Source organism: Streptomyces sp. NPDC048751 (genome assembly GCF_043198595.1).
Lineage (GTDB): Bacteria > Actinomycetota > Actinomycetes > Streptomycetales > Streptomycetaceae > Streptomyces.
Window position 1 is genome coordinate 73,316 of record NZ_JBICUX010000020.1, and the last position, 13,109, is coordinate 86,424.

At 67.1% G+C, this 13,109-nt stretch carries 13 protein-coding genes; 6 read left to right on the top strand and 7 right to left on the bottom strand.

The annotated features are described in order from the left end of the window. Nucleotides 1-2: 2 nt before the first annotated feature. Nucleotides 3-2,687, bottom strand: coding sequence for a tetratricopeptide repeat protein (locus ACGFNV_RS41185; RefSeq protein ID WP_393630079.1), 2,685 nt, complete (start codon nucleotides 2,685-2,687; stop codon nucleotides 3-5). A gap of 871 nt (nucleotides 2,688-3,558) precedes the next feature. Between ACGFNV_RS41185 and ACGFNV_RS41190 the strand changes: the two genes are divergently transcribed. From ACGFNV_RS41190 to ACGFNV_RS41200, 3 genes are all read left to right on the top strand, one after another. Next, nucleotides 3,559-4,326, top strand: a complete 768-nt coding sequence (locus ACGFNV_RS41190; RefSeq protein WP_393630081.1) for a MerR family transcriptional regulator — start codon at nucleotides 3,559-3,561, stop codon at nucleotides 4,324-4,326. A gap of 55 nt (nucleotides 4,327-4,381) precedes the next feature. Then, entirely contained in the window at nucleotides 4,382-4,597 is a 216-nt protein-coding gene (locus ACGFNV_RS41195; RefSeq protein WP_393630083.1) for a hypothetical protein, read from the top strand. A gap of 103 nt (nucleotides 4,598-4,700) precedes the next feature. Then, complete coding sequence (locus ACGFNV_RS41200; protein WP_393630085.1) at nucleotides 4,701-5,156, top strand: ASCH domain-containing protein; 456 nt, start codon at nucleotides 4,701-4,703, stop codon at nucleotides 5,154-5,156. A gap of 87 nt (nucleotides 5,157-5,243) precedes the next feature. Here the strand turns inward: ACGFNV_RS41200 and ACGFNV_RS41205 are convergent, their stop codons facing one another. Further along, nucleotides 5,244-5,837 carry a Scr1 family TA system antitoxin-like transcriptional regulator gene (locus tag ACGFNV_RS41205; protein WP_393630208.1) on the bottom strand — a complete coding sequence of 198 codons (594 nt, stop codon included), beginning with the start codon at nucleotides 5,835-5,837 and terminating at the stop codon, nucleotides 5,244-5,246. Nucleotides 5,838-5,919: 82 nt separating this feature from the next. Here ACGFNV_RS41205 and ACGFNV_RS41210 point away from each other — a divergent pair, with 82 nt between their 5' ends. Next, nucleotides 5,920-6,777, top strand: coding sequence for a hypothetical protein (locus ACGFNV_RS41210; RefSeq protein ID WP_393630087.1), 858 nt, complete (start codon nucleotides 5,920-5,922; stop codon nucleotides 6,775-6,777). Here ACGFNV_RS41210 and ACGFNV_RS41215 read toward each other — a convergent pair. The 3 genes from ACGFNV_RS41215 to ACGFNV_RS41225 all read right to left on the bottom strand — a co-directional run bounded on the left by ACGFNV_RS41215 (nucleotide 6,765) and on the right by ACGFNV_RS41225 (nucleotide 9,021). Continuing rightward, nucleotides 6,765-7,637 carry an aldo/keto reductase gene (locus ACGFNV_RS41215; protein WP_393630088.1) on the bottom strand — a complete coding sequence of 291 codons (873 nt, stop codon included), beginning with the start codon at nucleotides 7,635-7,637 and terminating at the stop codon, nucleotides 6,765-6,767. The two genes, ACGFNV_RS41210 and ACGFNV_RS41215, sit on opposite strands and share 13 nt — an antisense overlap. Then, nucleotides 7,571-8,767: a JmjC domain-containing protein gene (locus tag ACGFNV_RS41220; RefSeq protein WP_393630090.1), complete on the bottom strand. Its 1,197-nt coding sequence runs from the start codon at nucleotides 8,765-8,767 to the stop codon at nucleotides 7,571-7,573. Before ACGFNV_RS41220 ends, ACGFNV_RS41215 begins: the two co-directional genes overlap by 67 nt. Before the next feature lie 86 nt (nucleotides 8,768-8,853). After that, nucleotides 8,854-9,021 carry a hypothetical protein gene (locus tag ACGFNV_RS41225; RefSeq protein ID WP_393630092.1) on the bottom strand — a complete coding sequence of 56 codons (168 nt, stop codon included), beginning with the start codon at nucleotides 9,019-9,021 and terminating at the stop codon, nucleotides 8,854-8,856. A 346-nt stretch (nucleotides 9,022-9,367) separates the two neighbouring features. Between ACGFNV_RS41225 and ACGFNV_RS41230 the strand changes: the two genes are divergently transcribed. Continuing rightward, nucleotides 9,368-10,711, top strand: coding sequence for a transcriptional regulator (locus ACGFNV_RS41230; RefSeq protein WP_393630094.1), 1,344 nt, complete (start codon nucleotides 9,368-9,370; stop codon nucleotides 10,709-10,711). Between the two features lie 67 nt (nucleotides 10,712-10,778). Further along, nucleotides 10,779-11,951 (top strand): serine hydrolase domain-containing protein, encoded by a 1,173-nt coding sequence (locus tag ACGFNV_RS41235; protein WP_393630096.1) that lies wholly within the window; start codon nucleotides 10,779-10,781, stop codon nucleotides 11,949-11,951. Nucleotides 11,952-12,003: 52 nt separating this feature from the next. On the opposite strand, the gene ACGFNV_RS41240 is transcribed toward ACGFNV_RS41235, so the two are convergent. Together ACGFNV_RS41240 and ACGFNV_RS41245 are read right to left on the bottom strand one after the other, a co-directional pair. Next, on the bottom strand, nucleotides 12,004-12,210 hold the full coding sequence (locus ACGFNV_RS41240) for a DUF397 domain-containing protein (RefSeq protein WP_393630210.1): 207 nt from the start codon (nucleotides 12,208-12,210) through the stop codon (nucleotides 12,004-12,006). A 2-nt stretch (nucleotides 12,211-12,212) separates the two neighbouring features. Further along, nucleotides 12,213-13,061 (bottom strand): helix-turn-helix domain-containing protein, encoded by an 849-nt coding sequence (locus ACGFNV_RS41245; protein ID WP_393630098.1) that lies wholly within the window; start codon nucleotides 13,059-13,061, stop codon nucleotides 12,213-12,215. Nucleotides 13,062-13,109: the final 48 nt, after the last annotated feature.

The window sequence follows — 13,109 nt, forward strand, 5'->3', positions numbered from 1 at the left end:
CCTCACGTCCTGTCGAGGAGGTCCTGAGCCTCCGCGGCTTGCGGTGCGTCGAGCGCGGTGTAGAGGGAATGGGCTTCTGCGAGGTAATGGCGCGCTCTTGCGCGATCCCCCCGGGCGAGTGCGAGTCCGCCCAGTTCCAGTAGGGCCCGCGCGGCACCGGAACGGTCACCGATGTCCTGGTAGATCCGCTGTGCCAGCTGGAAGCTTCCCGCCGCCGAGGTGTACTGGCCCTGTGCGACATCCAGAGCGCCCAGTTCCAGCTCGGCCCATGCCTTGCCTCGTCGGTTGCCCATGTCGTCGTACGCGTCACGCGCGTCCATCACGTGCCCGCGCGCTGCGTCGACGTCGCCCATCGACCGGTGCAACGTGCCGAGTTCCACTTCGGCGTCCGCAACGTCCCTCGGCCTGCACAGATCGGTGAACTCCCGGCGCGCCGCTTCGAGCAGGCGGAGGGCCCGGGTGTGGTTGCCGAGGATCCTGTGCACGATGCCCAGCTCGCGCCGTGCCCAGGCGCAGCCACCTCGGTCCGTGGTGTCGGTATAGATGTCCAGAGCCTCGGAGAACCGTGTCAGAGCGCCCTGCAGATCCCCGGTGAGCCGGTCGACGGTGCCCAGCTCGATGAGCATCCACGCCTGGTTGCGAAGGTTCTCCATACTGGCGAAGATCGAATACGCCTCCGTGAAAGCCTCGCGCGCTTCTTGGTATTTGCCGGTCGCCCGTCTGATCAGGCCGAGGACACCCAGTCCGTTGGCCTCGCCACGCCGGTCCGCCACATCACGGTAGAGGTCGACGGCCCGCTCCGCGGTGTCCTCCGCGGGCACGTATTTGGACAAGTGGTAGAGAATGGTGCTGAGTTCGCTCGCACAGTACGCCTCGTTGCGCGGCTCGGGCCGCTCGGACGGCGGCAGCTCGGCGAAGAGACGCATCGCCGTACGGGAGTGCTCCTCTGCCGATCGGTACCGTCCCGAAGCGCGGTGCAAGGTCCCCAGGTGGGCGCGGCAGTAAGCCACCCCAGCGAGATCTCCTGACTGTTCCGCGATCTTTCTTGCGTCCGTGTTCAGCTGCTCGGCCTGAGCGAGGTTGTGCCTCTCGATGCGCATGAAGTAGGCCAGCCCGGTCGTCAGCTGCCAGCTCTTGGACCAGTCGCATTCGACCGCCAGGCGTGCCACTGACTGCAAGTCGTCGAAGTGATGGTGCAGCCACTCCAGCGCCTCTGTCTCGCTCATCCGCACGTCGGGCCCCGCACTGGCACTGTCCAGCCCGCTCAGGACGATGGGCGCGGAGATGTACTTGTTCGCCCGGTTCAGCAGGCATGCCATCAGCTGGAACAGCCGCTCCCTGGCCGGCGCGGACGTCTCGTCGTTCTGCACCGTGTCCTCCGGTTGCGCCAGCAACAGCACCTGGTCGTGGAACCCGTAACAGTGCGGGTCGGGACTCATGAGCAGACCGCGACGATGGAGTAGGTCCAGGGCGTGTCCGGCCTCCTCGTGGCTCACGTCCGCCAGGGCGGAGGCGATCGCGGCCGTGACGTGGGCCCCCGGATGCAGCGCGGTCCGATGCAAGACCAGACGGGCCGTCGGTGGGAGGGCCTGGATCGTCGCCAGCATCGGCTCGAGTCCGAGGGTGTTGTGGCCCGGCCCGTTGTACGGGTCGAGCGGTCTCTGCTCGGTGATGATGCGGTCCGCGATGCGCCGCACGGTGAGCGGAAGCCGGTACATCGCTGTCAGCACGTCGATCACCGTGTCGCCGACGGTGCACTGGTGCTGCTCCAGGAGGGCGTTCAACACGGTTCGTGCGCCCTCTTCGGTCAGCGTGTCGACCGGAACGTGCACGTCCGCTTCGATTCCGGGAAGCATCTTCCGGCTGGTGACCAGAACGAGGCCGCGAGGGGAGCTGGGAAGGACTTCCAGTACCTGGGATGTGTGGTCGACGTCGTCGAGCACGATCAGGAACGGTTTGTGTCGCACTGCGGACTGCCATTGCGAGCTCATCGCGGTGAGGCCCGGCCGCGTCGGGATCTGAGGGGCGTCGACCGCGAGCAGGAGAGTGGCAAGAACGTCCTGCGGATCGAGTCCTTCGTCTGGGGCGGCATGGCGCCGGTAACTCACGAAGAGCTGGCCCGCCGGGTACCGTTCGGCGAGCAGGTGCGCCGCCTGGACGGCCAGTTCCGTCTTGCCGCTCCCCGACCGGCCCGTGATGATGCAGACGAGGGGCCGGGACCCGCTCGTCCGAGGTTGGGCGCCGAGGAGTTGGCGCAGCTCCCGGTCGCGCCCGGCGAACACCGCGGCCCCCGGGGGCAGTGTGCACGGACCGGTACTGCGGGCGGAGTCCGACTCGTCGTCATTGCTTCCAGGCACCAGAGCGGCGGCCACGGCGGCCAGGGCTATCACCACGAGCAGCGCGGCGAAGAGACCCCAACTCCATTTTGAGGTGATCAGATTGGTCACCACGCCCACGGCTGCTGCGAGGACAGGTCCTGACGCGAGGATCAGCGCCTCACGTCGCCGCCCGGTGAGGATGCTGGCCATCGACCCCCATTTCGACCGGCTGTCGCTGGGCACGCGAAGCATGCCCGCCGCGGCGGTGACCCACTCCTCCGCCCAGCCCTGGGCGGGCGGCCCTCCACGACCCTCTGGCGGTGATCCCCTGGGCCGCCTGATGCCGGTCCGGACGGGGCCATGGTCCATCCGGACCGGTTGATGTGAGCCCTGGGCGAGCGTCGAGGCTTGTCCGCCCGGGACCGGCGATCCGGTCGACGGCGTTCACCGTATGGCAGTTCGTCGGGCTGTTCCAGACCTGCTCCCGGACCGCACCTGATCCGCTCGCTACACGCTCCAGAGATGAAGGGCGCTCTCGACGGCGGATGCGGTGTACCAGGTCCCGTCACCGAGGCCTGTTGGCAGGCCGGACACTTCGAAGGGATGCCGAAGACGAGGCCGCCGCTCCGAGCTCCCGCACGACCAACTCCGTGTCACCTCGTTGCACGAGCAGCCCCGTTGTGAGCCCGGGCTCGACAGTGGGAGCATCGTCGGCTCCTGAAAAGGCAAGGGGAGCTGCATGTGTCCTCACGAGACGAGCAGGCTGGGCCACGGTGTCTCCTTACTGGCAGGGCATAGACGGCCTGAACCCTACGGTGAGCCGCTGACAGAGCCGCGAACCAAGACCCCCTGTGACGCCACCCGTATCCCTGGCCCGAACCGGCCAGGGTCTGCGACCATGCCCGGACCGTCACCGGCACGCGGTGACCACACCGAAGGAGGGGAAACCTTGACCCCTGAGCGCCTGTCGAGGCTCATCTACCTCACCGTGGCAGCCTTGTTGGCGGTGGGGATGATCTGGCTGATGGTCGCACTGTTCCGGTCCGGCTCCTGAGAAGGACCTGGACTAAGCCCTCCCCAGGGGCTACGGCTCGGACCTGTGGACGGTTCCGGCCGACGGCACGGGCACGACACGGCGACTGATGAAGTAGGCGGTGGCTCCGGCGTATGTGAAGTGACCCGCTGATGGGGTCACGTCGTGGCTTGAACCTCACGCGGTGTCAGGATGCATCGTTGCTTCATGACCACTTCTGCTACCTGGAAGGTGGGCCGGCTCGCCGAGGCCAGCGGCCTGACCGTGCGCACGCTGCACCACTGGGACGCCATCGGTCTGCTCAGTCCCTCACAGCGCACCGCGGGAGGACACAGGGAATACACCGAGGAAGACCTGGTCCGTCTGTATCAGGTGCTGGCGCTCCGCAGTCTGGGGCTGGCTCTGGACACCATCGCCGTCTGCCTTGATGCCGGGGTCGACCCGGCCCGGCTGGTCCGCGACCACTTGGCCGGTGTGGAGGCGTCCCTTGCCGCGCTCGGTGTCCTGCGGGAACGGCTCGTGCGCCTCGGTGACGAACTGTCGGAGGACCGGCCCCCGACAGCCACGGACCTGCTTGAAGCGCTGCGGGCGATCGGCGGCACCGGTCCGGAGGGCGAGTACACGCTGGGCCGCCACCTGGATGCCGACCAGATCGACGTCCTGCGGACTCGTGCCGCTGCCCTGGGGCCTGCAATGCACTACCTGCTCGAGGTCGAGTGGCCTGAGCTCTATCGCAGGGCCGAACGGCTCCGTGTGGCCGGCATGCCACCCAGTGATCAAAAAGTCCGCCGACTGGCGGCCCGCATGGATGAGCTGAGCGCGTTGTTCACCGGCGGCGATGCCGGTATTTCCGCTGGTGTGAAGGCAGCCTGGCATGACGATCCAGCCGCCATGTCGGGAGACCCAGGTGCTCCGTCCGACGCCTGGCGAGAGCTGGCCGACTACCTGGACCTCGCCCGCAACAGCCCAGCCTGACTCTCACTCGCCGTGGTCACCCTGGCATCTTCACTCTCTCCGAAGGAGTCCGCCAATGAACCGCCGAACCCGTACGCTCACCGCCCTCACCTCGACGTTCCCCACACTCCTCACTCTTCCGGTCATCTGTCTCCTGGCAGCGGTCGGCGCGGTGCCGTGGGCCCTTCTCCTCGCTCTCCCGGTTGTGCTCGCGGTGCACGCCGCCATCAGCTTCCTCCGCCTGAAACCGGGGTTGTCGGACGCCGGTTCCGGCCACCGGGACACCGTGTGACGGCAGAGGGCGCCACAGCGACTCCCGAGGGCCGTATCAACGCGAGTCAGGCAGGCGCCAATGCACGTGTCGCCCTGCGCAGGCCGGTAGTTACGGTGACCGCATGACGACTGACGCCACCTCACCCCAGAACCCAGCGTCGCTGCCCAGAGTCGAGTTCGCCTTCCCAGGCCCGTTGCGGGACAAGCTGGTCGCAGCCATCCTCAACGGAACCAAGACCTCCACGACAGGGCTCGTCGTCGACTACGAGCACGAAGGGGAGCCCCTGCCGAAAGTGGGAAGCCGTGCGGTGGTCATCGACTCGGACGACCGCCCAGTCGCGGTCATCGAGGTGACCGACGTGCGTGTCGTCCCCCTGGCGCAGGTGGATCTCGCCCACGCTGTGGACGAGGGGGAGGGGGACACCAGCGTGGCCGAGTGGCGGGCCAACCACGAGCGCTTCTGGCACAGCGACGAGATGCGCGCGGCGTTGGAGGACCCCGAGTTCACCGTGGACGACGCGACGCTGACGGTTCTGGAACGCTTCCGCCTGGTCGCCGACCTTCGCCCCGCGGAATAGCTGTCCGCGCGCACCGCACTCCGGCCCCACATCGGAATGTCTGAGCCAAGCGACGCCAGGACTCACACCGGCCCCTCGGCGGAGGAATCAATCACCATTCCAGTAAGTCAGCGCCTTCGAGATCAAGCCCTCTGCCGCGGACCCGTAGCTGGCGGCACTGCTGATGGCGGCGAAGGCCTTCTCGTGGAGGGCGAGTTCGGCGGGGTCGGTGATGTCCACGCCGCTGGAGAGGAGCTCGTAGTTGGCCTCCCCCTCACGCATGTTGAATCCGGGAACGGGGAAGATTGGCACCTCCGCAGTGGCCGGAAGGATTCCAAGCCTGAGCGAAGGAAGGTCGATGTCGCGGAGCAGGCGTTCCAACTGTCCACGCATGACCGACTTCCCGCCGACGTTCGTGTACAGGGCCTGTTCACCGAGCACCACGTCGTAGTGGCGCTCCCCGTCGTACAGCACCTGCTGCCGCTCCATTCGCTTGGCCACCCCAGCCGGCACATCGTCCGGCACACCGAGGAAGTCGACAACCCGGCGCAGGATCACGGTCGCGTACGCCTCAGTCTGCAGCGTTCCCCAGATCATGTCGGGAATGTAGGCCTTGCCATTCCCTGCCTCTCGGTACCAGCGGATCACCTCGTCCTGGATGTCTTCCGTACCGGTGGCCAGTCGCTGCTGCCAGGGGACCATGTTTGTCACGCTGTTCCTCCCTGGCAATGTGCCTAGTGCTGTGATGAAGGTGGGCGGTCGCCCCGGTGCTACGGTCGCCCGTATGACGCTCTCGGCATCAACGACTCGTGCTGTCGACCTGCGGGTTGAACCCGTTGATGAGGTGCTTGATCGCGTAGGGCGGTCGCTTCAGACATGTCTGGCCAGGGACACCGTGGTACGAAAGCGCCGCTCGATCGGGGCACGGACGGATCGTGGTACGTGGGTGCGTATCGAGAGGCGGGGGCTGGACAAGATCGGTGTTCAGGGCTGGAACGGTACTGAGTGCGCGGCGCGCCTGGACGGCATTGCCCAGCCGGCATGGCGGGGATGTCTGGTTTGGCGGGACGCAGATGAGCCGGTGATGTGGCGGGCCGACGAAACCGAGCTCCTGCCGGGACCGCCCATCGGCACCGCTGTTCTCACTGAGGACCCCAAGCTGCCGGATGAATGGTGGCAGGCGTTCAGTTCCTCGGTGGACGCGCTCTCGGCTCAGGACACCGGACGGGTCGCTACGCCGGACACTGTCGCCATCACACAGGCCCTCGTCACCGAGTCCATCCACAGCGCGTTCTCCGGCGACTTCGACACGACCGTCGAGCAATGGGTACCTGCCCACGCGGACTTGAACTGGGCCAACATGACCGCGCCGACGTTCTGCCTGTTCGACTGGGAGGACTGGGGAATCGCGCCGCGGGGGCTGGACTCGGCTTCCCTGTGGGGTAGTTCCCTTGCCGTCCCAGCTCTGGCCGATCGCGTACGGCAAGAGCGGCGCCATGACTTCGAGAGCCGGGACGGCAAGCTGATGACGCTGTTCGTGTGCGCGAAGATCCTTGGGCCTGGTGCGCATCCGGAAGACCCTCGGCAGGAGCCCGCACGCCGTGCGGCGGAACAGATCGTCGCGGAGCTTCAGACGGGCTGACCGCGCGATCGATCCCGGAGAAGGTTCCGGTACTCGTGGATCGCCCGCTCGTCGACCTCGCCGGCCAGAGCACCGATCAATTCGCCCAGATGGGCGGGATCATCGGTTCCTACGGCAAGGACATCGATCCGGGGGAGGTGGTAGGCGGCCCGAAAGGCCGCCTGCAGGCGGGAGAGCCCGGCGCTGTCTCCGACGAGGAAGACGCGTGGGTCGATCCTGTCCCACACAGGAGTGCCCGTGCTGCCCCCGAAGGGGCTCATGCCCCACACCATGCCGTCGCTCATGCCCCACGCCGCGGTGAGGGAATCCGCGGCATCGAGCGTTCTGCTTCCCACCAGCAGGCCGGCACGGACCATGAGTACGGATGGCCTCGGCATGGTCGTACCGATCAGAGTTTGCAGTGGAGACGGGTCCCAGGACGCGATGCCCCAGGCTCCGCACAGCCCTCGCGCTGTGGCGTCGTCAAGGGCGGCGCATGCCTGGGCCAGGACGTCCATGTTGTGAGGGACGGTCTCAGAAGAGGCCTCTTGGAGCGAGTGTTCCGGGTTGTGCAGGAACACCACGTCCGGCTCTCGTCGGAGCTCCCGGGCCGCCTGTTCTACGGCCCCGCACAGCCGAACGGGGTCCAGGGAGTGTTCCGCCCTGTCCCGCCTCGGGAAGTAGCCCACCTTCGTGGACAGAGTGAACTTCGGCAACAGATCGCCGACTGTCCGCGCCAGGATCTCATGGGAGCGAAAGCTGATGTAGTTGGTGCTGGTGTCGATCGCTGTGACGCCTAGGTCCAGTGCTGCGGTCAGGAGACGGCGTTCGTGACGAGACCGGTGTAGCCCGAGGACAACTCGGGGGTGAGCACCGCGCACAGCTCCTCCTTCACCAACATCTCGGCCACCTCCACCGCCTCGGCCCCGGCAACGGCTGTCGCCTGCTCCAGCCAGACCGGCCTGCCGCTCAGCAGCAGACGCAGCGCCGGTAAGGCTTCGGCCGCGAACGTGAGCTTCTTCCCACAGGCCACGACGTCAACGGTCCCGCCGTTCTCCCGGATCTGCGGAGGAAAGTGGGTGGTGCACACCATGGCGTTGAGCGGACCTAGAGCATCGAGGAAGGGGACGTGCCGTGGAAGTGCCGTCGCCTGCTCGTACGAGGCCAGGAAGTCGGCCGGGGACCGCTCACCGATCAGTCGGCCGGCGGCCTCGCTCAGGGCCTGAGCGCCGCTCTCGTGTACGCGATCCAGGTCGTGCCGGAAGATCTCGTGCTCGCGGGACCAGTCGGCCAACCACGCCAGCCAGCTCGCCCCTGTGCGCTTGGTGATCCCGAACGTCACGTGAAGGCTCTTCCCTGATCCGCGACCGCTGCGGGTTGCCTGGTGCCAGTGGCCCCGGGGGATGTGCATCACGTCACCGGTCTTCATCGCGCCGGCCCAGACGATCTCTTCGGTCGGGGTGCTGTTGGGGTCGGAGTCGCGGTACATGGGCACCTTGCGAGAGGTGCCGCGTACCTCCCACTCCTTCTCGCCGGCGAGCTGGACGATCAGCACGTCGTGGTCGTCCCAGTGCAGGGGGAAACCCGCGGCGTCATTCGTCGTCAGGTACGCGTTGACCTGCACCCGCTCACGTGACCACCACTGCAACGCCCGGCAGGCGACCTCCATCGTCGGGTCGAAGACGTTGGCCTGGTCGAGGATGAGCGTTGCGCCCTCCCCGAGCAACCTACCCAGAGTGCGCATGTTGACCATGGGAATGCTCTGGCCCCGGGGACTGACCGTGTCGGTGTAATAGACGGCCGGGTGGACCTCCTCACCCTTCTGGAAGCACCGGAACTGCGGGCGGTTGAGGCTCCTTCGCATGGCGATGTCGAGCAGGCGGTTCGGGGTCAGGATGCGGGAGACGAGAGCCGGGTCGGCCATGCCCCCGCGCACGAAGCCGTGTCCGAGCTCGTCCGCTCCGTCCCATCCCAGCGCCGCCTCGATGGCGCTGATCAACTTGTGTTCCATCACTGCCTCCTCTTGAGTGCGACCACGTGACGCAGCCGCAGCGGGGGCCGGCACGGCGGACCACACGCAGCCCCCGCCGCTTGGTGCTATTCGACGTCGGTCAGGTTGCCGTCACCGCCCGGCCACGGGGCATCGCCGGAACTACCGGCGTTGTCGGACCGGAGACTGTCGTACCGGTCGTGGACGGCGGCCAGTTCTTCGACCGCCATCAGAAGGCCACTCCGGGCCGGAGGCGGTGCCGTGCTCTCTGCCACCTCGTGCTCCTTCCTCTTCAGCTCCTCCCACCGGGGTCCCGGCGGGAAGTCAGGGCGCTGCACCCACGGCTTCGGGAGATGGGGAGGTGCCGTAGGGGCGGCGTCGGGCGACCGCGTTCGGGCCGGTTGGTAACGGCCGGCCACGTGCGGTCGGATTTCTTGTCGACCGCCGAGGCCGCAGGGACGCCGTGTGCGGACCTCATGAACGGCTGGTGCTCAGTCAACGGCCGCAGCGTGCAGGTGTGGAACGTTTCTGGGGGGTTTCTCCTGCTGCGGGGCGCATCGCCGATGCCATACACGGGGGTAGCCTCCGAACTACGCCGCGAGGGGATGACGGGGTGAGGGCATGCCTGGTGAGCCGTTAGCAGTCCACCCGCTGACGTTCGTCCGCCAGTCGCGTGGATGGGGGAAGGCCCAATTCGCACGACTCATGCAGACGCACGGGAAGTCGCTCGGAATCCCCCTGGCGACCAACCGCACGACAGTATGGAAGTGGGAACAGGGTCAGGAGCCGGACGCCGACGCTCAGCGCGTTCTTGCCGATCTGCTGCGCGTTCCGTCCGAACAGGTCCAGGCGGAAGCGTGGCCTCGGTGGCTCCCCGTTTGGGAAGTCACCGGGCTCACCGCTCCTTGGACGGAGGCCGGTACCGTTGAGGCACTGGCTGACCTGGTGGGAAGTGGCCGCATGGACCGTCGAGGGTTCCTCACTATCACTGGCGCCGCCCTGACGGGGCTCGCGGCAAGCTGGGCCGACGCACCTTCCGCCGTTGCCTCTGCGCTCAACGGAGATCGTGTCACCGACACGATGGTCTCGACGATCGAGCAGCGCATCAGCACACTCCGCACGCTCGACGACCAGCTCGGAGGCGCCCGGCTCCTGGAGCAAGCGCGCGGTGATCTCGCCTTGATCACCGGCCTCCTGAGCGCCGGCCGCTACACGGACAGGATTCGCATCCGTCTTTACGCACTGGCGGCACGGGTATCGCATCTGACCGGCTGGATGGCTCACGACGCGGGGCTGCGGTCCGCCGGTCAGCGGTACTACGTCGGGGCCATGCGCAGCGCCCGCACCGCCGGAGACAACGCCTTCGGGGCCTTCGTCCTGGCAGAGATGGGCGTCCATGTCTCCGAAGCCGGACGGACCGCTGAGCGGGTCGACCTCGTTTCGACTGCCATCGACAACGCTCCTGGAAGCCTGTCGCCCTACACCCAGTCCTTCCTCTACCTGCACAAGGCCGAAGCGCTGTCCCGCGACGGAGATCACGGGAGGGCCGGTGCCGCGCTGAACCGTGCCGCTTCCCTCTGGGAACGCCACACCGTTGAGGAAAACCCGGACTGGCTCGACTGGTTCGGCGAGGCGCAACTGAAGTCGACCGAGGGCAAGGTCCTGTTGCGCTCGGGACAGCTGGAGCGCGCGACAGTTTTACTGGAGACTTCCGTCAAGAAGGCCGCACCTCGGGACAAGGCCGTACGGTCCAGCCGGCTGGCTGAAGCGCGCCTCGCCGGAAACGACCTGGACGGAGCGCTGGACGCCGCGAATCACGGCGCCGAGCTCCTCGAAGAAAAGGTCAGCTCTGTACGGGCTCTGGACCGCCTGAAGGAGTTCTCCGAGCAACTCCAACCGCACAAGTCCGTTCCGGCCGTCCGCGAATTCCGCGAACGCCTTCAGGCGTTGTCCGTCGCTGTCTGATCGGTACGAGCTGCGCCCATAGAAAGGACTCTCTCGAAGCGGCGGTCAAAGTGCCAGGATGGGCCGTATGACGACGATCAGCGGTGAGGTCGCGGCAGGGTTCGAGCCGGTGCGCGACGCGTTCGCGGCGAACTTCGCCCAGCACGGGGACATCGGCGCGGCCGTGTGCGTATACCGAGACGGCCGGCCGGTGGTGGACCTGTGGGGTGGGACCGCCGACCCCGACACCGGTCGTCCGTGGGCTCGGGACACACTGCAACTGGTCTATTCGGCCACCAAGGGAGCGACCGCGACCGCGGTGCATCTGCTGGCCCAGCGGGACGCACTGGATCTGGACACGCCGGTGGCCAAGTACTGGCCGGAGTTTGCCACGAACGGCAAGGCGGACATCCCGGTGCGCTGGCTGTTGTCCCACCGGGCCGGCCTCGTCGCTCTGGACCGACCGGTGCCGCTGGCCGAGGCGCTGACCTGGGAGCCGATGGTGGGCGCACTGGCTGCGCAACGTCCGTTTTGGACCCCGGGCGCAGCGCACGGGTATCACGGCCGGACCTGGGGCTGGCTGGTCGGCGAGGTGATCCGCCGGGTCTCCGGCCGCACGCCGGGCCGCTTCTTCGCCGACGAGATCGCCGCCCCACTGGGGCTGGACTTCTTCATCGGGCTACCGGCGAGCGAACGTGATCGGATCAGCCGCATGGTCTACCAACAGCCCGAGGTCGACTACACCACCCTGCCTCCGGAGTCGGTGCCTGAGGAAATCCGCGAACTGGTCGCTGCCTGGCGTGACCCGGACTCCTTCAGCAACAGGGCCTTCTCGGTCACCGATCCGGCCGAGATCGACTTCAACTCTCCCGAGGTGCAGGCCGCGGAACTCCCGGCCTCCAACGGCATCGGCACCGCCCGCGGACTGGCGCGTATGTACGCCGCGCTGATCGGCGAGGTGGACGGCGTGCGCCTGTTCACCCCGGAAACCGTTGCATCGGCGACCGAGGAGCAGGCAAGCGGGCCGGACCAAGTAATGGTGGTGCCGAGCCGGTTCGGCACCGGCTACATGCTGCCCACCGAGACCAACCCCATGACCGGGCCGGACTCCTTCGGCCACACCGGCCGAGGAGGCTCACTCGGCTTCGCCGACCCGGAGCACGGCATCGCCTTCGCCTACGTGATGAACCACATTATCGGTGGGTCCAACGATGTGCGTGCGACGTCGCTGGTTGACGCAGTACGCAAGTCGCTGGCGTAACGGATCGAAGCTCGGCGCACTCGGGCGACACAGCGGCGCCGCCCAGGTGCTGTCAGCTCTCGCCGTTGTGCTTCACCGCACGTATGAAGGCAAGCCAAGCCGTGCTCCCAAGGGAGATGGCAGGCCCCTCCACACTCTTCGAGTCACGCACCAGGGCGCTACCGCCCGCCAGCGCGCATTCGACGCACTCCCCTCCCGCACCGTTGCTGTAGGACGACGTGAACCAAATCGGACCGTTGATCCCGCTTGGCGCTGCCATGCTCAATTCGCGTATTCCTTCAGAACTGTCTCGATCAACTGTGCCGAACGCTGAGGGCTCAGGGCCGCAGCTCGCAGGCCGTCGAACGCTCGGGTGTACTCACGAACATGATGCGCGCCCTCCAGGTAGATAGCGTCGGTGATGCCGTCTCGGTAGACGATGTCCGGGTCCTCCTGTGCAGGAAACCCCAGCATGGTGAATGAGCCCGTAGCCGGGTAGGTGCCGGAGTCGAAGGGGAGGACCTGGAGGGTGACGGTCGGCAATCGGGCTGAGTCCAGGACGCGCTCGATCTGTTCGCGCATCACGGCACGGTTCCCGATGACGTTGCGGAGAGCACCTTCATTCACGATGAACCAGGCGTCAGGGGCATCTGGTCGCTTGAGCATGGCTTGGCGCTCCATGCGCACCCGTACGGCCCGGTCGATGTCCTCAGCAGGCATGTGCGCACCGGTCTTGTGGAGCTCGGAGGCGTAGGCGTGGGTCTGCATGAGCCCGGGCAGCAACTCGCACTGGTACTGGCGGAAGGTTGACGCGTCCTGTTCCAGGCCGATGTAGATGTTGAACCACTCCGGAACGCCTGAGCCGTGTACCTGCCACCAACCCCGCATCTTGGCCTGCCGGGCCAGGGACTTGAGGAACTCGCGTACCTCGTCGCTGGTGTCGTAGAAACGGCAGAGGGCATCGATGTCCGACGGCTGGACCCGGCCGCTGCCTGTCTCCATGCGGTTGACCTTGGAGCCGCTCCAGTCCAGAGCTGCCCCGACCTGCGCACAGGTGAGAGCGGACTGTTCGCGGAGCTTCTTCAGCTCGATCGACAGGCGGCGCCGGCGTGCCGTGGGTGATCCGGCCATACAAACCCCGTTTCGGATAGCGGGCGTTCAGTCTCGTGCCAAGGGATG